The sequence below is a fragment of the Rhodobacter calidifons genome (assembly GCF_011174775.1).
Classification (GTDB): Bacteria; Pseudomonadota; Alphaproteobacteria; order Rhodobacterales; family Rhodobacteraceae; genus Tabrizicola; species Tabrizicola calidifons.
In genome coordinates, this window is record NZ_JAANHS010000003.1 from 180,039 (window position 1) to 198,728 (window position 18,690).

Genomic DNA, 18,690 nt, shown 5'->3' on the forward strand with positions numbered 1-18,690 from the left:
TTATTCTGCCGGAACGGCGGAGTTCTGGGTGACGCGGGCGGGTTGCGCCCGGACGGTCATCCAGAGGTTCCAGCACATGATGAGCGCCCCCGTCAGGAAGAGGCCACCGCCCAGGGCGCGGACCACATACATCGGGAATTTCGCAGCCACCGTGTCGGCGAAGGCGTTCACGAGGAAGCCGTTCGCATCGACCTCGCGCCACATCAGGCCTTCCATGATGCCCGTGACCCACATCGAGGAGGCGTAAAGGACGATCCCGATGGTCGCGAGCCAGAAGTGCCAGGAGACGAGTTTCAGCGAGTAGAGCCCCTCGCGGTTCCACAGGCGCGGCACGAGGTAGTAGAGGACGCCGAAGGTGATCATCCCGTTCCAGCCAAGCGCGCCGGAGTGGACGTGGCCGATGGTCCAGTCGGTGTAGTGCGACAGCGAGTTCACCGCCTTGATCGACATCATCGGGCCTTCGAAGGTGGACATGCCGTAGAAGCCGATGGAGACGACCATCATCCGGATGATCGGGTCGGTGCGCAGCTTGTCCCAGGCGCCGGACAGGGTCATCAGGCCGTTGATCATCCCGCCCCAGGAGGGCATCCACAGGATCACCGAGAACACCATGCCCAGGGTCGAGGCCCAGTCGGGCAGCGCGGTATAGTGCAGGTGGTGCGGACCGGCCCAGATATAGAGGAAGATCAGCGCCCAGAAGTGGATGATCGACAGCTTGTAGCTGAAGACGGGCCGTTCGGCCTGTTTCGGGACGAAGTAGTACATCATCCCCAGGAAGCCCGCGGTCAGGAAGAAGCCCACGGCGTTGTGGCCGTACCACCACTGCACCATCGCGTCCTGCACGCCCGCATAAAGCTGGACCTGGGCCGAGCCGAAGATCGACACCGGGATCGCGGCGTTGTTCACCAGGTGCAGCATCGCCACGGTCAGGATCATCGACAGGAGGAACCAGTTCGCCACGTAGATGTGGGGTTCCTTCCGCTTGAAGAGGGTGCCCATGAAGGTGATGAGGAAGGCGACCCAGACCACGGTGATGAGGATGTCGACGTACCAGACGGGTTCGGCGTATTCCTTGCCTTGCGTGGCGCCGAGGACATAGCCCGTCGCGGCCAGGACGATGACAAGCTGCCAGCCCCAGAACACGAACCAGCCAAGGCTGCCGCCGAACAGACGCGCTGCGCTGGTGCGCTGCACGATGTAGAAGGCGGACATGATCAGCGCGTTGCCGCCGAAGGCGAAGATCACCGCACTGGTATGGAGCGGGCGCAGGCGGCCGAAGTTGCCGTAGCCTTGCAGGAACTCGAAGTTCAACTGCGGAAAGGCCAGTTGCAGCGCGATCACGACCCCGACGAGGAAGCCGACCGCCCCCCAGAAGGCGGTGGCGATCGCCCCCGCCCGCACCACGCCGTCGAAATATTCGTGGCTCAGATCCGGCTTCGGATCGCCGGCCGTGCGCAGCACCCAGAGAAACGCGATGGCCGCGGCCAGCATCACCGTGATCGCGTTCACCTGGTAGGCCAGGTCTCGGGCGTAGTTGGCCGCGATCGCGGCCAGAACCGCGACGAGGCCAAGTCCGGCCAGTTTCAGATAATCCCACATGGTTTGCGTCCCTTCGTCCTGTCAGTCGCGCTCTGCCCCCCGTTGACGATTCGGGGCTGACAGCCGCAGTCTACGACAGCGTGAGTACTGCGGCGCAGCGACAAAAGGCGCCTTGATCTGCGTCAAGCCGAAGCACCGGCGCGATTGACCCTGGTCAAGGCGCCGCGTACCGGGATCGGAAAGGCTGCGCCATCTGCAATCCATCAGCCCCTCACAGGAGTTGACCATGGCCTACAAATCCATCCTGACCGTTGCGACTTCGGCCGAGAACCTGCTTGTCACGGTCACCGCGGCCGCCCAGATCGCGCAGACGATGGACGCCCATCTGGACGCGCTGGCCCTGGGCGTGGACCGAACCCAGATCGGCTACAGCTATGTCGGTTCCGGTGCGGTGGTGATCGCCGCCGCGATGGAACGCGCCGAGGCGGATGCCCGCGACGTCGAGGCGGCGCTGAACGCGGCCCTGCGGGCGCAGTCGCCGACCCTGCGCGCTTCGGTCGAATCGCTGGTGACCCAGCTGGGCGCGCTGACCGATGTGGTGGCGTCGCGGGCGCGCTATTGCGACCTGGTCGTCCTGCCGCTGCCCTATGGCGACAACCGGGGCGTCGAGGATGAGGCCGTGACCGAGGCCGCGCTGTTCGAAGGCATGGCGCCGGTCCTGATCGTGCCGCCTGCGGGCCTGCGCACGTCCGAGCCGAAGCGGATCATCCTGGCCTGGAACCAGAGCCGCGAGGCCCTGGTCGCCGCGCGCCGCGCGATGCCCTTCCTCAAGCGCGCCGAATCGGTGCAGATCGTGGTGGTCGATCCGCCGACCCACGGCCCGGAGCGGTCGGATCCGGGCGGGCTTCTGTGCCAGTATCTTGTCCGCCACGGCGTGCGGGCCGAAGTCATGATCCTGGCGCGGACCCTGCCCCGGGTGTCAGAGGTCCTTGCCCGCCACGCCAGGGACACGGACGCCGATCTTCTGGTCATGGGCGCCTATGGCCATTCGCGGTTCCGCGAGGCCATCCTTGGCGGAGCGACCCGCGACATGCTGGAACGCGCCGAACTGCCGGTGTTCCTGGCGCACTGAGCCATGGCCGGCGGCAGGCGGGCGCGCCGGACCGCGCCGCCGCCTGCCGCCCCCGTGACCGTCAGACCAGCAACAGGTCGCCCAGGTCCAGCGTGCCGCCGGCCTGAAGGTTGAACAGGGCGACCGCATTCGCGCTGGAGCCGCCGTCGAGGTCAAGGAACAGCGACCGGCTGGCAAGGTCGTAATAGAGCACCGGGCCGCCGCCGAAGCTGGACGGCAGACCCGTGCCGGACTGCCACATCTCGGACAGCACCGCCTCGGCCGCGATGCCAAGGCCGGCGCGGTCCAGCACCACGCGGTCGGTGGCGGAGGTGAAGTCGAGGAACTGGTCGGTCGCATCGGCGGTGGCGATGACGAAGTGATCGACCCCGGCGCCGCCGCGCAGGACATCGCGTCCTGCGCCTCCGGCCAGCCAGTCGTCGCCCTCGCCACCGTCAAGCGTGTCGGACCCGGCATCGCCGAACAGGGTATCGTCCCCGAGACCGCCGGTCAGGCTGTCATTGCCGTTGCCGCCATACAGCAGGTCCTGCCCTGCCTCGCCATGCAGGATGTCGTTGCCGCTGCCGCCGGACAGGGTGTCGTCGTCGCCTCCGCCCCAGAGGGTATCCGCGTCGTCGCCGCCGTCCAGGCTGTCGTTGCCCTCGCCGCCATAGAGCAGGTCGCGCCCGGCGAGCCCCGACAGCGTGTCGCCGCCCGTTCCCCCGAACATGACGTTGCCAAGCGCGTTGCCGGTGCCGACCGCACCCGAGGCCGAGGTGAGGATCAGGTTCTCGACATTGGCACCCAGGGTATAGGCCGCAAGGCCGGTTCGCACCGTGTCGATCCCCGCCGAGGCCGCCTCGACGACGACATCGCCGGCGGAATCGACGATGTAGAGATCGTTGCCAAGCCCCCCCGCCATCCAGTCATCGCCCGTGCCGCCATCCAGAGTGTCGTTACCCGCGCCGCCGTAAAGCAGGTCGTCGCCCGCGCCCCCGTCCAGCACATCATTGCCGTCCTCGCCCCAGAGGCTGTCGTTGCCGTCCCCGCCAAGCAGCAGGTCCGACCCGAGACCGCCGAAGAGCCGGTCGTCGCCGTCACCTCCGTCCAGATCGTCGTTGCCCGCGCCGCCGTACATGAGGTCGTTGCCGCCGCCCCCGTCCAGCAGATCGTTGCCGTCCTCGCCCCAGAGGCTGTCGTTGCCGTCCCCGCCCGACAGCCGGTCCGACCCGAGACCGCCGAAGAGCCGGTCGTCGCCGTCACCTCCGTCCAGATCGTCGTTGCCCGCGCCGCCGTAGATGAGGTCGTTGCCGACCGAGCCGTCCAGCAGATCGTCGCCGAGGCCGCCGAGAAGGGTATCGTTGCCCTCGTCACCCCGCAGCGTGTCGCTGCCTTCCCCGCCGAACAGCCGGTCATCGCCCAGCCCGCCATCCACGAGGTCGTCCCCCGCCTCGCCGAACAGCGTGTCGTTGCCGTTCGATCCGTCCAGCCTGTCCGCACCCGCACCGCCGTAGATCAGGTCGGCGCCGGCCCCGCCATCCAGCAGGTCATCGCCGGCGCCGCCATACAGCAGGTCGTTGCCGACCGCGCCTTGCAGCCGGTCGTTGCCGTCCCCGCCGAACAGCTGATCGTTGCCGTCACCCCCGAGGATTTCGTCGTCGCCCGCGCCGCCATGGAGCCGGTCGTTGCCAAGGCCGCCGTCCAGCAGATCGTCGCCCACATCGCCGTAAAGCACGTCGTTGCCGCTTGCGCCCGACAGCGTGTCGTTGCCTTCGCCACCGAAGATCGTGTCGTTGCCGTCCCCGCCCAGCCCCAGGTCATCGCCCGCGCCGCCGAACAGCCGGTCGTCGCCCAGCCCGCCATCGATTGCATCGTCGCCGGCATCTCCGTACAGCAGGTCGGACCCGGCCCCGCCGTCCAGCGTGTCGCCGCCATCGCCACCGTAGAGCGTGTCGTTGCCGTCCCCGCCCAGTACCAGATCTGCCCCCTCTCCGCCAAAGAGCCGGTCGTTGCCGCTGCCGCCGTCCAGCCGGTCATCGCCCGCATCGCCGTAAAGCACATCCGCGCCGGTGCCGCCGTCCAGCGTGTCGGCGCCTTCGCCGCCATGGAGCAGGTCAAGACCATCGCCGCCCGACAGCAGGTCGTCGGCCTCTCCGCCATAAAGCGTGTCATTGCCGGCCGCCCCGTACAGGGTGTCATTGTCCGCCCCGCCGAACAGCCGGTCGTTGCCGAACCCACCGTCCAGGACATCCTCTCCGCCGCCGCCCACCAGCGTGTCGAGCCCGTCACCGCCCATGAGCGTGTCGCTTCCGTCGCGCCCATCGAGGCTGTCGTTGCCCGCCCCGCCGATCAGCAGGTTGGCCTCGGCATTGCCGAGAAGCGTGTCCGCCCCGCCGCTGCCGATCAGCCCCTCGATCCCGAAGAACTGGTCCCCCGCCGCATCGCCGGTGGACAGCGCCGCATCCTCCATGTCCACCCGGACAGGACCGCCGCCGGCATAGGAGGCAAGGTCGAGGCCATCGCCACCATAGAGGATGTCGGCGCCGGCTCCTCCGGTCAGCGTGTCGTCACCGTCTCCGCCCGAAAGCGTATCGCGGCCCGTCCCGCCTTCCAGCAAGTCATTGCCAAGACCGCCGTCCAGAAGATCGTCGCCCGGACCACCGGACAGCGTGTCGTTGCCCGCCCCGCCCTCCAGCAGGTCGTCGTCCTCGCCGCCGTAGATCAGGTCATTGCCCTCGCCGCCATAGAGCGTGTCACGGCCCGCCCCGCCTTCCAGCCGGTCATTGCCCAGACCGCCGTCCAGAAGATCTTCGCCGTCGCCGCCATACAGCGTGTCGTTGCCCGAGCCGCCGTACAGCGTGTCGTTGCCCGCGTTGCCGGACATGCGGTCATCGCCGCCATTTCCGGTCAGGACGTTGTCGACATGGTTCCCGATCAGGGTGTCGTTTCCGTTGCCCGAGGTCGCATTCTCGATCACCACGCCGCGGGCGATGGTCACATTGTCGATCAGACCGCCGATGTCGGAATAGGTCAGCTCGATCAGCGAGATTTCCTGGTTCTGGCTGAAGTTCGAGAAGTCGATCGTATCGATCCCGTTCGAATCGTAGATCGTGAAGGCAATCGGCTGGCCGACATAGACGTTCGGGGTCGCGGGGATCGTCCCGGTCCACTGATTCAGCAGCGTCTGAAGATAGCCGCCGATGTTCGAGTTGACACCGTAGACCGAGTTGCCCTGGTTCGTGGCGCCGGAAAAGCCGTACAGGTTCTGGATCGCGATGACGTCGGCCGGCATGACGGTCGCAAGATAGGCGAAGCTGCCCGGGACGAGGGTGTTGTCCGTCTGGCTGAAATACGACATCACCGAAGCAAGCCAGCTGTCATTGCGATAGAGCGTGCCGGGCCCGCCGAAGGTCGCGCTGCCGTTGTAGTAGCCGGCATGGCCAAGGCCCAGCGCATGGCCGATCTCGTGAATGTAGGTCTGAAGCATGTAGCCGTTGAGGTGCTGCGGGCTCCAGTTCGGGGGGATGTTGATGAAGGACTGGCTGATCCGGCCGCCCTGGAGGTTGAAGTAGGCGTAGGCGCCATCCGGATCGTTGTTGTCGAAGATCAGGTTGGCAGCGGACGAGGTGCTGCGCAGGAAGGTGATGCCCGAGACTTCCGACCAGGCCTCGAGTGCGGCCTCGGCGATGGCCTGTTCGGCCGCCGAAAGGCCGGCCACGTTGTAGGTCAGGGTGCGCGCTGCGTTCAGCTGAAAGCGATAGGTGCCGTTGAAGGTGCCACCGGAGGCCCAGTTCCAGTATCCGCTGGTCAGCTGCTGGGCGATCTGGTCCCAGCTGAACGGTGCCAGGGCGGCCCGGCCGGGTGCTGCCAGCAGATGCTGGTCAAGGCTGGCAAGCGGATCGTTCGGTTCGCGGATGGCGCAAAGCACGCACATGGAAATCTACCCCCCGGAAATGGTCACTTCGGAAGCTGGTCAAGCACGCCAAGGTAAAGCCTGCGCCGCATCGGCTCGGTCATCGCGGCGTCGGCGATGACAAGTCCGGTCGATGGCATTGCGGTCCGGACCCCGGAGGCATCGACCCAGGTCGGCAGCAGTTCCAGCTGGGACTCGGTGGCACGGATCACATCGATTTCCAGACCGGGGCCGGTGGACAGCGGGGTGTCCTGTGTCCCTTGCACCCGGTAGCCCGGCTGCGCGCCCAGCGTATCCAGAAAGCCCGCGCAGACGGCCGCCAGACGGGACGGATCGACATGCGTGGAGGACAGGCAGGCAAAGTGCAGCGGGCGGTCGCTGACGGATTCTCCTCCGGCCGAAGATGCGGACAAGGCGACTGCTCCCAGAACCTTCAGCATGTGGCCCGAACGACAGGCTGCGCGCCGCATGCCGATACCCCTAACCTGCCTGATCCGAAAGCCATGCACCGGAACCGTTTCAGCGGTTTGGCAGGTTTACGGCAAATTCTGGGCAGCCTGCAATGGCGGCGTTCCGCGATGCGCTTGCCGCAGGGCCGACCGTCGGGCAGGACAAGGCGCAGATCAGAGCCGCTCCAGCTCTTGCACGGCGGTCTCGCGCAGGGCGCGCAGGTCGGCGATGGCGGCCTCCAGGTCCTGCCGCTGGCGGTCCAGCGCCAGAAGCTGGCGGTCGGCAAGCTGAAGCCAGGCTTCGAGCTGCGGCCGTTCGCCCTTCTTGCCGTAGATCAGCAGCCACTGGCGGATCTCTTCCAGAGAAAAGCCGAAGCGGCGGCCGCGCAGGATCAGCTTCATCCGCGCCACCTCGCGCGGGCCGTAGAACCGGGCGCGGCCCTCTTTCTCGGGGGACAGAAGCTCGATGTATTCGTAATAGCGCAGGGTGCGCGGGGTCACCTCGAAACGGGCGCACATCTCCTTGAAGCTGAGGCGGGTCTCGGTCATGCGCAGTCCTCCCGGCTGGGCAGCCTAAGGCGGGCGCCGGGATCACGCAACGGTTTCGGGGGGTTGCCTTCCTTCGGGCGCGGCGGTTTGATGCGGGCCGAGGGACACATGACCGACATCACCGACATCGCCCGCAGTTTCATCGCCGCCCTGCCGCACAGTCATGCGCTTGGCATGCAGCTGGAGTCGATCGGCGCGGGGCAGGTGACCATCTCGATGCCTTACGACCCGGCGCTGGTGGGCGACCCGGAGACGGGCGTGATCCATGGCGGCGCGGTGTCGGCCCTGATGGACACGGCCTGCGGTGCCGCGGTGATGAGCCATCCGCAGGCGGGTTTCTCGACCGCGACGCTGGACCTGCGGATCGACTACATGCGACCCGCCACGCCGGGCCAGACCATCCGCACCCGGGCGGAATGTCACCATGTCACGCGGTCGGTGGCCTTCGTCCGTGCGGTGGCGACCGACGACGACGAAAGCCGCCCGGTGGCCATGGCCTCGGGCGCCTTCACGGTGGAGCGCAAGGGATGAGGCCGCCGCCGGAACCGCTGCATGTCATCAAGCGGCGCCGCGAGGGGCTGTTGCGCACGCTGGTCGATGGCGTGCCCTATATCCGGTTCCTCGGGGTGGAATTCGACCGGCGCGGCGACGAGCTGACCGCCGTCCTGCCCTTCAAGGACAGTCTGATCGGCAATCCGCGCCTGCCCGCGCTGCACGGAGGCGCGACGGCGGCCTTCCTGGAGATCGCGGCGATGATCGAGCTGGCCTGGAGCACGCTCTGGGACGGGGTGGAAAGCGAGGGCGCCCTGCCGGACGGGCCGCTGCGGCTGCCCAAGACGATCGACTTCACGGTGGATTACCTGCGGCCCGGGCTGCCGCGCGATGCCTATGCCCGGGCGCGGGTGAACCGGTCGGGGCGGCGCTATGCGTCGGTCCATGTCGAGGCCTGGCAGGACAACCGCGCGCGCCTGTTCGCGCAGGCCACGGGCCATTTCCTGATGCCGCAGCCGCTGCGCCCCGGCAGCAAGGCATGACCGCCATCACCCATGGCCGCATGCTGAGGATCGCCGGCCCGATCGTGCTGTCCAATGCCACAGTGCCCTTGCTGGGTGCGGTGGATACGGCGGTGATCGGGCAGCTTGGCGATCCGGCAAGCCTGGGCGCCGTGGGGATCGGCGCGGTGATCCTGGCGACGCTGTACTGGGCCTTCGGCTTCCTGCGCATGTCCACCTCGGGCCTGGCGGCGCAGGCGCAGGGGGCGGGCGACATGGCCGAGCGGTCCGCCGTCCTGCTTCGCGCGCTGATCGTGGGGGCGGGGGCGGGGCTGGCGCTGATCCTGGCGCAGGTGGCGCTGTTTGCCGGGGCCTTCTGGCTGGCGCCGGCCTCGGCGACGGTGGAGGGGCTGGCACAGGACTACCTGGCGATCCGCATCTGGGGGGCGCCCGCGACCATCGCGCTTTACGCGCTGACCGGCTGGCTGGTCGGGCTGGAGCGGACGCGGGCGGTGCTGCTGTTGCAGCTGTGGCAGAACGGGCTGAACATCGCGCTGGACCTGTGGTTCGTGCTGGGTCTTGGCTGGGGGGTCGAGGGCGTGGCGCTGGCCACGCTGATCGCGGAATGGACGGGGCTGGCGCTGGCCCTGTGGTTGGCCCGCGATGCCTTCGGGCCGGCCTTGCGCGGCGCGCTGGCCCGGCTGGGCGACGGGATCGCGATCCGCCGCATGTTCTCGGCCAGCCGCGACATCATGGGCCGGACGATCCTTCTGCAACTGGCCTTCACCACCTTCGTCTTTCTGGGCGCGCGGTTCGGCGACGTGACGCTGGCGGCGAACCAGGTGCTGATGCAGTTCCTGGAGATCACCGCCTTCGCGCTGGACGGCTTTGCCTTTGCCGCCGAGGCGCTGGTGGGGCAGGCGGTCGGGGCGCGCTCGGCCGCGGATACGCGCGCGGCAGGGCGGATCACCATGCAATGGGGTTTCGGCGGCGCGGCGGCGCTGGCGCTGGTCTTTGCCCTGGCCGGGCCGCAGATCATCGACCTGATGACCACCGCGGCCGAAGTGCGCGCGGCGGCGCGCGGTTATCTGCCCTGGCTGGTCTTGGCCCCCCTGATCGGCGTGGCGGCCTGGATCTATGACGGTATCTTCATCGGCGCGCTGCTGACGGGCGAGATGCTGCGCGCGATGCTGGTGTCGGTCGCAGTCTATGCCCTGGCGCTGGCCGTCCTGGTGCCGCTGGCGGGGAACCACGGGCTCTGGGCGGCGCTGATGGTGATGAACGGGGCGCGCACGCTGGCGATGGGACGGCTGTATCCGAAGGTGCTGGCCCTGCCGCAGCGGGCGTGACCCGGCCGCGCCGCGCGCTGCATGAGGCTTGCCTTCCCCCCGCCGCCCCTGCCATGATCCGCCCGCCAGAGGGGAGCATCATGCGGAAATTCCTCGTCGTGCTGGACGACAGTCGCGAGTGTCTGAATGCCATGCGCTTTGCCGCGCTGCGGGCGGCGCATACCGGGGGTGGGGTCACGATCCTGTCGGTCATCCCGCCGGAGGAGTTCCAGACCTGGATGGGCGTCGCCGACCTGATGCGCGCCGAGGCGCGCGAGCGGATCGAGGCGCATTTCGAGGTCTTCGCCAAGTGGATGCGCGACAAGCAGGGGGTGAACCCCGAACTGGTGATCCGCGAGGGCGATCCGGTGACCGAGATCCTGTCCCTCGTCAAGGAGGATCCCGAGATCGGCATCCTGGTGCTGGGCGCGGGGACCGACAAGTCCGGGCCGGGGCCTCTTGTCACGGCCATGACACGAAATGCGGGCAGTCTGCCGATACCGATCACCATCGTTCCGGGCGACATGTCGAAGGAACGGCTGGAAAGCATCACCTGATCCACCCCCGGATCGGGCGGTTCCCTGCGCTTTTTTTCACGATACCGCCGCTGTAAGCGCCTGCTTACTGCATCCTCGGGTCGCGGAGACTATGGTCTACGTGGGCCGCATCAGGCCCTGTCATCCTGGATCTCCGCATGATCGACCCGACCCAGGCCGCCGGCAACGGCCGCCGCCCCAGCCTTTCGCCCGCACTTCTGAACGCCCTTGTCGCAACCTGGCTTCTGGCCCTGTGCAACGCGACCTTCTGGGGGCATCTTTTCCGCATCTTCGCGGGCCGCACGGTGACCGCGCTGGTCTTTGCCGGGGCGGTCTGGGCGCTGTTGCTGCTGGTGATCTCGCTGCTGGCGCTGCGCCGGATGCAGAAGCCGGTGCTGGTGGCGCTTCTCATGATCGCGGGGGTCAGTTCCTATTACGTCGATGTGCTGGGCGTGGTCATCGACCGCGAGATGATCCAGAACGCGATGACCACGACCTTCGCGGAATCGAAACATCTGATCACCCCGCAATTCCTGGCGCATGTGGCGTTGTACGGGGTTCTGCCCTCGGCGCTGGTGCTCTGGGTCCGCATCCGCCGTGCCCCTGCCTTGCGCGCGGCGGCCGGGGCGGGCCTGATGCTGGCGCTGTCGGCGGCGCTTGTGGCGGGGCTTCTGTTCACCAATCTGAAGGCCTATTCCACTGTCCTGCGCGCCGAGAAGGAGCTTCTGGGCGCGGTCCAGCCGCTGGCCCCGCTGTCGGGCGCCCTGCGCTATGCCAGGATGATGATGAAATCGACGCAGGTCGTGTTGCAGCCCACCGGCCGCGATGCCGGCAAGGGGCCCTACCTGAGCACGGCCGGCAAGCCGGTGCTGATGGTGATCGTCGCGGGCGAGACCGGGCGGGCGCAGAACTGGTCGCTGGGCGGCTATGCGCGCCAGACCAACCCGGAGCTTGCGGCGCGCGACATCCTGTATTTCCCGCAGGCGACCAGCTGCGGCACGGCGACCGCGACCTCGCTGCCCTGCATGTTCTCGCCGCTCGGGCAGGCGGACTATTCCTACGAGGGGGGCCTGAGCCACGAGAACCTGCTGGACGTGCTGAGCCATGCCGGATTCCGGGTGGAATGGTGGGACAACAACACCGGCGACAAGAACATCGCCGACCGGATCCCGCGGCGGACGATGACGGCGGCGGACGGGGCCGACTTCTGCCAGCCGGAATGCATCGACGGCGTTTTCCTCAAGGCGCTGGCAGAGAAGGCCGCGACGATCACCGAGGACACGGTGATCGTCCTGCACCAGATCGGCAGCCACGGCCCGAGCGACTGGCTGCGCTATCCCGCCGACCGCGAGATCTTCGCCCCCGCCTGCAAGACGCCCGAGCTGACGGATTGCACGGCAGAGGAGATCGTCAACGCCTATGACAATACCATCGCCTACACCGACCATGTCCTGGCCGAGGTGATCGACCTGCTGGACGGCTCGGATCGGGTGATCCCGGCGCTATACTATGTCTCGGACCATGGCGAGAGCCTGGGGGAAGGCGGGCTGTATCTGCACGGCACGCCCTATTTCATGGCGCCCGACAATCAGACGCGGGTGCCGATGGTGATCTGGATGTCCGAGCGGTTCCGTGCCAGTCTCGGGCTGGACAGGGCCTGTCTTGCGGCCAGGACGGATGCGCCGGTCAGCCATGACAACATGTTCTCGACGGTGCTTGGAATGCTGAACGTGACGACCTCGGCCCGGGATGACGCGCTGGACATCGCCGGGGCCTGCCGCCGGGGCACGGGCTGAGGATGGCGGTCGAGGAGAAGCCCCCGCGCAAGACAGGGCCGGCGCATTTCCTGGCCGCGGCCGGCTATTCGCTGGCCGGATTGCGGCGGCTGGCGCGGGAAAGTGCCTTCCGGCAGGAAATCCTGCTGATTCTGGGCCTTCTGGTCGTCTTCCTGGTCTTCGGCGCCTCGCTGGCCGAAATCGGCGGGCTTCTGGCGCTGGGGCTGGTGCTGATCGCGGTCGAGGCGCTGAACACCGCGCTGGAGGTTCTGGTCGATCACCTGTCGCCGGGCTGGTCGCAGTTCGCCAGGGATGCCAAGGATCTGGGCTCGCTGGCGGTGGCCTGTGTCATCGGCGCGATCGTCCTTTTTGCGGGCATCGTGCTGATCTGACAGGCGGACCGCCGCCCAGGCAGGGCGTGCAATGCTGCATTGCAGAAATCTGCCTTGGGATCGTCACGCGACCGGCCTATATTGGCAGGCAGGGAGGAGCCTTGCCATGAAAGGCCCGCACCATGTCGATCCACCTCTTTCCGCGCCGAACCGCCGCGCCCGTGCCGGTGGAACCCTACTATCAGGCCGAGAAGCCCGAGACCCCGGTCGTGCCCCTGCGCCCCCTGACGGCGCTGGAGCAGATGTATGCCTATTGGGGGTCCGACCGGCCCTGACGCCCGGATCTGTCCCCGGCCGGGACACTCCGGCCGGGGCAGCGCCCTAGATCGCGTAGCGCAGGATGGCCGCCAGCGAGGCGCGCTGCGGAATGTCGTCGCGCCGCACCGCCAGCACCCGCCCACCCGAGGCCAGCACCCGGCCCGCGATCTCGTCCACCACGCCATAGCTGATGGCGCTTTCCTCCTTTTCGAAGGTCACTTCGCCGGTGGTCTCGTCCACGGTGCCGGGCACCACCTCGTCGATATCGACCAGAAGCGTGTCAACGGCACCGAAGGTGGCGGCGCGGGCGGCGCGGGCGATCTGGGTCGTGGCGCGGCCCTCGTTCTCGCGCGCCGAGAACAGCGCGTGGACGTCGCCGATCATCCGGGCGTGCAGCGCATCGAGGATCGGGCGCGCCGCCTCGGCCAGTTCGGCGGCCGACATGCGGACCGGGCTGGTCCTGATGCCATCGGCGGCCAGGTGGTCATGGCTGCACACCGAACGGAACATCGAGGCCAGGGGCTCGGTCGCGGCCAGGATCAGGGGTTCGGACCGGCCCGCCAGCACCGGGCGAAGGGCCGCATCAACCTTGCGGCAGAAGGCGCGCAGCAGGATGTTCTGCCCTTCGGCGCCCCCCTTGCGCTGCGAATAGCTGCGGGTATTCACATTTGCCGTCCCCGCAGCCGAGGCCGCATCCTTCGGCATGCCGGGCACCTTGACCTCTTGCGCGGGCAGGTCGGCAAAGACCTCGACCAGCCGCACCTCGTTTTCCGCCAGCGCCAGCACGAAGGCATGCTGCTGGACCGACACGGCGCGCAGAAGGGGCTTGATGTGGAACCGGTCCGAGACCTGGACCATGTCGGTCAGGTGGTTCGGCAGGCGGAACGACCGCAAGGATTGGGGTGTGACGAAAATGGCCAGCGCATTGGCCTGGAATTTCCAGAAGTCGTCGTCGTCGAGAAGGTCGTGAACCTGTTCCTCGATCGGCCAGATGGTGCGCTTTTCGGTGCCCACGGCCTCCAGCTGCGCAACCGCGGTCTTCAGAAGCTTGCCCAGCTCGGTCCGGGACGGTCCGATGTTCTGGGTTTCCGGCGTGGTGCGCAGGTAGAAGGACACGGATGCCTCGCCGCGATGAGCGACCAGTTTCTGCAATTCGGGCGCGGTGGGAATATCGACGTAAAGCATTTGGACCTCATTGTGATGCCTTGGACAGGTGGGGCCTGTGCCGCCCCGGTTCAACCTTGCGGCGGGGTTGCGGCGGCGCTCTGCCTTGACAGGCGGGGGTCGCGAGCGCATATCCGCTTGATCCTGTCGGAGATCGCAGATGTTCATCCAGACCGAATCCACGCCGAACCCTGCCACGCTGAAATTCCTGCCCGGCCAGACCGTGCTGGAGCTTGGGACGGCCGACTTCCCCAGCGCCGAGGCGGCGGCGAAATCGCCTCTGGCCAGGCGCATCTTCGCGGCGGGGGGCGTGACGGGTGTGTTCTTCGGCACCGACTTCGTGACGGTGACGAAGGCCGAGGATGTGGACTGGGCGCATATCAAGCCGCAGATCCTGGGCGCGATCATGGAGCATTACCAGTCGGGCGCCCCGGTGATCGAGGGTGAGGGGTCGAACGGCGGCGGCCATGCCGAGCACACCGGCGAGGATGGCGATGTGGTTCGCCAGATCAAGGAGTTGCTGGACACCCGCGTCCGGCCCGCGGTGGCGCAGGATGGTGGGGACATCACGTTCCATGGCTTTGACCGGGGTGTGGTCTACCTGCACATGCAGGGCGCCTGCGCGGGCTGCCCGTCCTCGACCCTGACGCTGAAGATGGGGATCGAGAACCTCTTGCGGCACTACATCCCGGAAGTGCTGGAAGTCCGCCCGGTTGCTGCGTAACGGGGCGGCCTGACGGACGTGCTGCTGCCCATCCTGGCCTTCGACACCTCGGCCGCGCATTGCGCGGCCGCCTTGCTTTTGCAGGGCCGGGTGATCCAGCGGCTGGAGCCGATGGAAAGAGGTCAGGCCGAGCGGCTGATGCCGATGCTGGAAGAGGTGCTGGCCGAAGGCGGGATCGGCTGGCGCGACCTCAGGGCGCTGGCGGTCGGGACCGGGCCGGGCAACTTCACCGGCGTGCGGATCGCGGTGGCCGCCGCCCGGGGGCTGGCGCTGGGTCTGGGGATCCCGGCGGTGGGCGTGTCCCGGCTGGAGGCACTGGCCCACGGCCTGCCGCGCCCGCTGGTCGTGATCGAGGACGCGCGGCGCGGTCAGGTCTATGTCCAGCTGTTCACCCCCGCAGGCCCGGGCCCTGCCCATCTGGCCGACCGGATCGTCCCGGCCTGCCCCGCCACCGGCTCGGCCGCCGGGCCGGGCGCCCTGCCCCCGGCGATGCCGCTGGTCGAGGCCATCGCCCGCATCGGTGCCGAACGGGCGGCCAGCCCGCAGCCCAGCCCTGCACCCTTCTACCTGCGCGGGGCCGACGCTGCCCCGCCCGCTGACCCGCCGCCGGTGATTCTGCCGTGACGCCCGAGGCTCTGGCCGCGCTTCATGCCCGGTGTTTCCGCACTCCTGCCCCGTGGAGTGCTGCCGATTTCAGCGGCTTCCTGTCCGACCCGTTGTGCTTTCTTCTGGTCGAGGCGGACGCGGGTTTTCTTCTGGGCCGGGCGGTCGCGGGCGAGGCCGAGCTTCTGACACTCGCCGTCCAGCCGGAGGCCCGGCGCCGGGGCCTTGGCCGCAGGCTGGTCGCGCGGTTTCTGTATCAGGCCCGGCTGCGCGGCGCCAAGCGCGCCTTTCTTGAGGTTTCCGCCGAAAATGGCGCGGCGCTGGCGCTTTACGAATCGGCGGGGTTCACCGCAGCGGGGCGGCGCAAGGGCTATTACCGGACCCAGGGCGGGCCAGCGATCGACGCTCTGGTCCTGCAACGCGATCTGGCGGTTGCAGCGGGGGCCTAGACCTTCCTGACCAACGAGTCAGGTTTTTGCCGATCACACGCGAATCTGGCTTGACCCTCATCGAGGCTTTGTCGCTAATCAACGCCAGACCTCGCCCGCGACCGGGAAACCGGCGGACTGGGCGGGAGAAGTGTTGTATCAACCGGGAGAACACCCATGAGCCTTATGAAATCCCTCGCCGGGGCCGTATCGGCAGTCGCCCTTCTGTCGGGCGTCGCGGCGGCCGAGCCGGCGATCATCTTCGATCTGGGCGGCAAGTTCGACAAATCCTTCAACGAGGCCGCCTTCAACGGGGCCGAGCGGTGGGCGAAGGAGACGGGCGGCACCTACAAGGAGCTGGAGATGCAGGACGAGGCCCAGCGCGAGCAGGCGCTGCGTCGTCTGGCCGAAGCGGGCGCGAACCCCGTGGTGATGACCGGCTTTGCCTTCGGCGACGTGCTGAACAAGGTCGCTCCGGATTTCCCGAATACCAAGTTCGCGATCATCGACATGGTGGTGGAGCAGCCGAACGTGAAATCGGTCGTGTTCAACGAACATGAGGGCTCCTACCTTGTCGGCATGATGGCGGGTCTGGCCACCAAGACCGGCACCGTCGGCTTCATCGGCGGCATGGACATCCCGCTGATCCGCAAGTTCGGCTGCGGCTATGCCCAGGGCGTGCTGGCGGCCAACCCGAATGCCAAGGTCGTGCTGAACATGACCGGGACGACTCCGGCCGCCTGGAACGACCCGGTGAAGGGTGCGGAACTGGCCAAGGGCCAGAAGGCGCAAGGCGCGGACGTGATCTATGCGGCCGCCGGCGGCACCGGTGTGGGCGTTCTGCAGGCGGCGGCGGACGAAGGGATCCTGTCGATCGGCGTCGACAGCAACCAGAACTACCTGCACCCCGGCAAGGTCCTTACCTCGATGCTGAAGCGGGTGGACAACGCCGTCTATGAGGCCTTCAAGGAAGGCGAGAACCTGACCCCCGGCATCAACGTGATGGGGCTGGCGAACGATGGCGTCGGCTATGCGATGGACGAGAACAACGCCTCGCTGGTGACCCCGGAGATGCAGGCGGCGGTCGATGCCGCGGCCGAGAAGATCAAGTCGGGTGAGCTGGTGGTGCACGACTACATGTCGGACAACACCTGCCCGGCCGCCTCGTTCTGATCGGCTGACAGCCCGAGACGAAGGATGCCGCGCCAGACCTCTGGCGCGGCATCTTAGCAAGAGCACCCCGAAAAGCCGCGCCGCAAGCGGCGGGTGCCCTGGCCGACAAGGGGGAAGACATGGCGGATCCGGCTTATGCCATCGAACTGAAGGGCATCTCGAAAGCCTTCGGTCCGGTGCAGGCGAACAGGGACATCAACATCGCGGTGCCGAAGGGCACGATCCACGGCATCATCGGCGAGAACGGCGCGGGCAAGTCCACGCTGATGTCGATCCTGTATGGTTTCTACAAGGCCGACGCGGGCCAGATCTTCGTCAACGGCCAGTCGACCCCCATCCCCGACAGCCAGAGCGCGATCCGCGCCGGGATCGGGATGGTCTTCCAGCACTTCAAGCTGGTGCAGAATTTCTCGGTGCTGGAGAACATCATCCTTGGGGTCGAGGACGGCCCGATGCTGAACACCTCGCTGTCGAAGGCGCGGAACGAGCTGGAACGGCTGGCCCGGGACTATGAGCTGGACGTCGATCCCGACGCGCTGATCGAGGACCTGTCGGTCGGCCACCAGCAGCGGGTCGAAATCCTGAAGGCGCTGTACCGGCAGGCCGACATCCTGATCCTGGACGAACCCACGGGCGTGCTGACCCCGGACGAGGCAGACCACCTGTTCCGCATCCTGCGAGGGCTGAAGGATCAGGGGAAGACGGTGATCCTGATCACCCACAAGCTGCGCGAGATCATGGAGGCCACCGACAACGTCAGCGTCATGCGCAGGGGCACGATGGTGGCCACGGTCAAGACGGCCGAGACCAGCCCGGAGCAGCTGGCAGAGCTGATGGTGGGCCGCAAGGTGCTGCTGGAGGTCGAGAAGGCGCCTGCGAAACCGGGCGAGGTGGTGCTGAAGGTCGAGGACCTGCGCGTACGCGACGAGCACAAGGTGGAGCGGCTGAAAGGCGTCAGTTTCGAGATCCGCGCGGGTGAGATCCTCGGGATAGCGGGCGTGGCCGGGAACGGCCAGACCGAGCTTCTGGAAGCGCTTGGCGGCATGATCCGCGCCACCGGCAGGGCGTGGTTGAAGGGGGCGGACCTTCCGCTTTCCGGCACGGGGGCGGATGGGCAGAGCCGCCGCCGCACGGGCATCGCCCATGTGCCAGAGGACCGGCATCACCATGGCCTGATCCTGGACTTCACCGCCTGGGAGAACGTGGCCTTCGGTTATTTCAACGATCCCAGATACCAGAAGAACGCGCTCTTCATGGACAACGACGCGATCCGGACCGACACCGAACGGAAGATGGCGAAGTTCGATGTGCGCCCGCCGATCCCGACGCTGGCGGCCAAGTCCTTCTCGGGCGGGAACCAGCAGAAGATCGTTGTGGCACGCGAGATCGAGCAGAACCCGGCGCTGCTGCTGATCGGCCAGCCGACCCGGGGGGTGGACATCGGCGCGATCGAGTTCATCCACAAGCAGATCATCGCCCTGCGCGATGCGGGGGCGGCCATATTGCTGGTCAGCGTGGAACTGGACGAGATCATGAGCCTCTCGGACCGCATCGCCGTGATGTTCGACGGCAGGATCATGGGCTTCCGCGACCCCGAGACCACGGATGAGCGGGAATTGGGCCTGTTGATGGCCGGGGTGACGGGGAAGGGAGAGGCGGCATGATGGTTGGCCTGACGCAGCCCCCCACCCCCCTCCCCTCCCCACGGAGGGGGAGGAGAGGCCCTGATTTCGCGAGGGTGCGCGGAATGCCTGAC

The 18,690-nt window shown here is 67.6% G+C and carries 18 protein-coding genes; 13 read left to right on the plus strand and 5 right to left on the minus strand.

What is annotated here, in order from left to right; translation table 11 throughout:
* Positions 1–1,599: a cytochrome-c oxidase, cbb3-type subunit I gene (gene ccoN, locus G8O29_RS05740; protein ID WP_166402282.1), complete on the minus strand. Its 1,599-nt coding sequence runs from the start codon at positions 1,597–1,599 to the stop codon at positions 1–3.
* Positions 1,600–1,825: 226 nt separating this feature from the next.
* Here ccoN and G8O29_RS05745 point away from each other — a divergent pair, with 226 nt between their 5' ends.
* Positions 1,826–2,671 (plus strand): universal stress protein, encoded by an 846-nt coding sequence (locus G8O29_RS05745; RefSeq protein WP_166402283.1) that lies wholly within the window; start codon positions 1,826–1,828, stop codon positions 2,669–2,671.
* Positions 2,672–2,732: 61 nt separating this feature from the next.
* Here G8O29_RS05745 and G8O29_RS18420 read toward each other — a convergent pair whose 3' ends face one another.
* The 3 genes from G8O29_RS18420 to G8O29_RS05760 form a co-directional block, all read right to left on the minus strand.
* Entirely contained in the window at positions 2,733–6,584 is a 3,852-nt protein-coding gene (locus G8O29_RS18420) for a M10 family metallopeptidase (protein ID WP_166402284.1), read from the minus strand.
* A 23-nt stretch (positions 6,585–6,607) separates the two neighbouring features.
* Positions 6,608–7,033, minus strand: a complete 426-nt coding sequence (locus G8O29_RS05755; protein ID WP_166402285.1) for a hypothetical protein — start codon at positions 7,031–7,033, stop codon at positions 6,608–6,610.
* Positions 7,034–7,186: 153 nt separating this feature from the next.
* Positions 7,187–7,561 (minus strand): MerR family transcriptional regulator, encoded by a 375-nt coding sequence (locus G8O29_RS05760; RefSeq protein ID WP_166402286.1) that lies wholly within the window; start codon positions 7,559–7,561, stop codon positions 7,187–7,189.
* Positions 7,562–7,669: 108 nt separating this feature from the next.
* Here G8O29_RS05760 and G8O29_RS05765 point away from each other — a divergent pair, with 108 nt between their 5' ends.
* The 7 genes from G8O29_RS05765 to G8O29_RS05795 all read left to right on the plus strand — a co-directional run bounded on the left by G8O29_RS05765 (position 7,670) and on the right by G8O29_RS05795 (position 12,859).
* Positions 7,670–8,092, plus strand: coding sequence for a PaaI family thioesterase (locus G8O29_RS05765; protein WP_166402287.1), 423 nt, complete (start codon positions 7,670–7,672; stop codon positions 8,090–8,092).
* Entirely contained in the window at positions 8,089–8,595 is a 507-nt protein-coding gene (locus G8O29_RS05770) for a PaaI family thioesterase (protein ID WP_166402288.1), read from the plus strand. The genes G8O29_RS05765 and G8O29_RS05770 overlap by 4 nt, the downstream gene beginning before the upstream one ends.
* Positions 8,592–9,902: an MATE family efflux transporter gene (locus G8O29_RS05775; RefSeq protein ID WP_166402289.1), complete on the plus strand. Its 1,311-nt coding sequence runs from the start codon at positions 8,592–8,594 to the stop codon at positions 9,900–9,902. The genes G8O29_RS05770 and G8O29_RS05775 overlap by 4 nt, the downstream gene beginning before the upstream one ends.
* Positions 9,903–9,982: 80 nt before the next feature.
* Positions 9,983–10,438, plus strand: a complete 456-nt coding sequence (locus G8O29_RS05780; RefSeq protein ID WP_166402290.1) for a universal stress protein — start codon at positions 9,983–9,985, stop codon at positions 10,436–10,438.
* A gap of 137 nt (positions 10,439–10,575) precedes the next feature.
* Entirely contained in the window at positions 10,576–12,213 is a 1,638-nt protein-coding gene (locus G8O29_RS05785; protein ID WP_166402291.1) for a phosphoethanolamine transferase, read from the plus strand.
* Positions 12,214–12,215: 2 nt separating this feature from the next.
* Positions 12,216–12,584, plus strand: a complete 369-nt coding sequence (locus tag G8O29_RS05790; RefSeq protein WP_166402292.1) for a diacylglycerol kinase — start codon at positions 12,216–12,218, stop codon at positions 12,582–12,584.
* Positions 12,585–12,706: 122 nt separating this feature from the next.
* Positions 12,707–12,859 (plus strand): hypothetical protein, encoded by a 153-nt coding sequence (locus G8O29_RS05795; RefSeq protein ID WP_166402293.1) that lies wholly within the window; start codon positions 12,707–12,709, stop codon positions 12,857–12,859.
* A 46-nt stretch (positions 12,860–12,905) separates the two neighbouring features.
* Here G8O29_RS05795 and G8O29_RS05800 read toward each other — a convergent pair whose 3' ends face one another.
* Positions 12,906–14,027, minus strand: coding sequence for a baeRF11 domain-containing protein (locus G8O29_RS05800; RefSeq protein ID WP_166402294.1), 1,122 nt, complete (start codon positions 14,025–14,027; stop codon positions 12,906–12,908).
* A gap of 139 nt (positions 14,028–14,166) precedes the next feature.
* Between G8O29_RS05800 and G8O29_RS05805 the strand changes: the two genes are divergently transcribed.
* The 5 genes from G8O29_RS05805 to G8O29_RS05825 all read left to right on the plus strand — a co-directional run bounded on the left by G8O29_RS05805 (position 14,167) and on the right by G8O29_RS05825 (position 18,598).
* The gene (locus tag G8O29_RS05805) at positions 14,167–14,730 is read left to right on the plus strand and encodes a NifU family protein (RefSeq protein ID WP_128513972.1); all 564 of its coding nucleotides are present in this window, start codon (positions 14,167–14,169) and stop codon (positions 14,728–14,730) included.
* A 21-nt stretch (positions 14,731–14,751) separates the two neighbouring features.
* Positions 14,752–15,354: a tRNA (adenosine(37)-N6)-threonylcarbamoyltransferase complex dimerization subunit type 1 TsaB gene (tsaB, locus tag G8O29_RS05810; RefSeq protein WP_166402447.1), complete on the plus strand. Its 603-nt coding sequence runs from the start codon at positions 14,752–14,754 to the stop codon at positions 15,352–15,354.
* Positions 15,351–15,782, plus strand: coding sequence for a ribosomal protein S18-alanine N-acetyltransferase (gene rimI, locus G8O29_RS05815; RefSeq protein ID WP_166402295.1), 432 nt, complete (start codon positions 15,351–15,353; stop codon positions 15,780–15,782). The genes tsaB and rimI overlap by 4 nt, the downstream gene beginning before the upstream one ends.
* Positions 15,783–15,938: 156 nt before the next feature.
* Positions 15,939–16,934, plus strand: coding sequence for a BMP family lipoprotein (locus tag G8O29_RS05820; RefSeq protein WP_166402296.1), 996 nt, complete (start codon positions 15,939–15,941; stop codon positions 16,932–16,934).
* A 119-nt stretch (positions 16,935–17,053) separates the two neighbouring features.
* The gene (locus tag G8O29_RS05825) at positions 17,054–18,598 is read left to right on the plus strand and encodes an ABC transporter ATP-binding protein (protein WP_166402297.1); all 1,545 of its coding nucleotides are present in this window, start codon (positions 17,054–17,056) and stop codon (positions 18,596–18,598) included.
* Positions 18,599–18,690 lie beyond the last annotated feature (92 nt).

What these genes read in the sequence shown, in the direction of transcription:
- ccoN (WP_166402282.1), bottom strand. Translation starts at nt 1,599, where the DNA reads ATGTGGGATTATCTGAAACTGGCCGGACTTGGCCTCGTCGCGGTTCTG.
- G8O29_RS05745 (WP_166402283.1), top strand. Translation starts at nt 1,826, where the DNA reads ATGGCCTACAAATCCATCCTGACCGTTGCGACTTCGGCCGAGAACCTG.
- G8O29_RS18420 (WP_166402284.1), bottom strand. Translation starts at nt 6,584, where the DNA reads ATGTGCGTGCTTTGCGCCATCCGCGAACCGAACGATCCGCTTGCCAGC.
- G8O29_RS05755 (WP_166402285.1), bottom strand. Translation starts at nt 7,033, where the DNA reads ATGCGGCGCGCAGCCTGTCGTTCGGGCCACATGCTGAAGGTTCTGGGA.
- G8O29_RS05760 (WP_166402286.1), bottom strand. Translation starts at nt 7,561, where the DNA reads ATGACCGAGACCCGCCTCAGCTTCAAGGAGATGTGCGCCCGTTTCGAG.
- G8O29_RS05765 (WP_166402287.1), top strand. Translation starts at nt 7,670, where the DNA reads ATGACCGACATCACCGACATCGCCCGCAGTTTCATCGCCGCCCTGCCG.
- G8O29_RS05770 (WP_166402288.1), top strand. Translation starts at nt 8,089, where the DNA reads ATGAGGCCGCCGCCGGAACCGCTGCATGTCATCAAGCGGCGCCGCGAG.
- G8O29_RS05775 (WP_166402289.1), top strand. Translation starts at nt 8,592, where the DNA reads ATGACCGCCATCACCCATGGCCGCATGCTGAGGATCGCCGGCCCGATC.
- G8O29_RS05780 (WP_166402290.1), top strand. Translation starts at nt 9,983, where the DNA reads ATGCGGAAATTCCTCGTCGTGCTGGACGACAGTCGCGAGTGTCTGAAT.
- G8O29_RS05785 (WP_166402291.1), top strand. Translation starts at nt 10,576, where the DNA reads ATGATCGACCCGACCCAGGCCGCCGGCAACGGCCGCCGCCCCAGCCTT.
- G8O29_RS05790 (WP_166402292.1), top strand. Translation starts at nt 12,216, where the DNA reads ATGGCGGTCGAGGAGAAGCCCCCGCGCAAGACAGGGCCGGCGCATTTC.
- G8O29_RS05795 (WP_166402293.1), top strand. Translation starts at nt 12,707, where the DNA reads ATGTCGATCCACCTCTTTCCGCGCCGAACCGCCGCGCCCGTGCCGGTG.
- G8O29_RS05800 (WP_166402294.1), bottom strand. Translation starts at nt 14,027, where the DNA reads ATGCTTTACGTCGATATTCCCACCGCGCCCGAATTGCAGAAACTGGTC.
- G8O29_RS05805 (WP_128513972.1), top strand. Translation starts at nt 14,167, where the DNA reads ATGTTCATCCAGACCGAATCCACGCCGAACCCTGCCACGCTGAAATTC.
- G8O29_RS05820 (WP_166402296.1), top strand. Translation starts at nt 15,939, where the DNA reads ATGAGCCTTATGAAATCCCTCGCCGGGGCCGTATCGGCAGTCGCCCTT.
- G8O29_RS05825 (WP_166402297.1), top strand. Translation starts at nt 17,054, where the DNA reads ATGGCGGATCCGGCTTATGCCATCGAACTGAAGGGCATCTCGAAAGCC.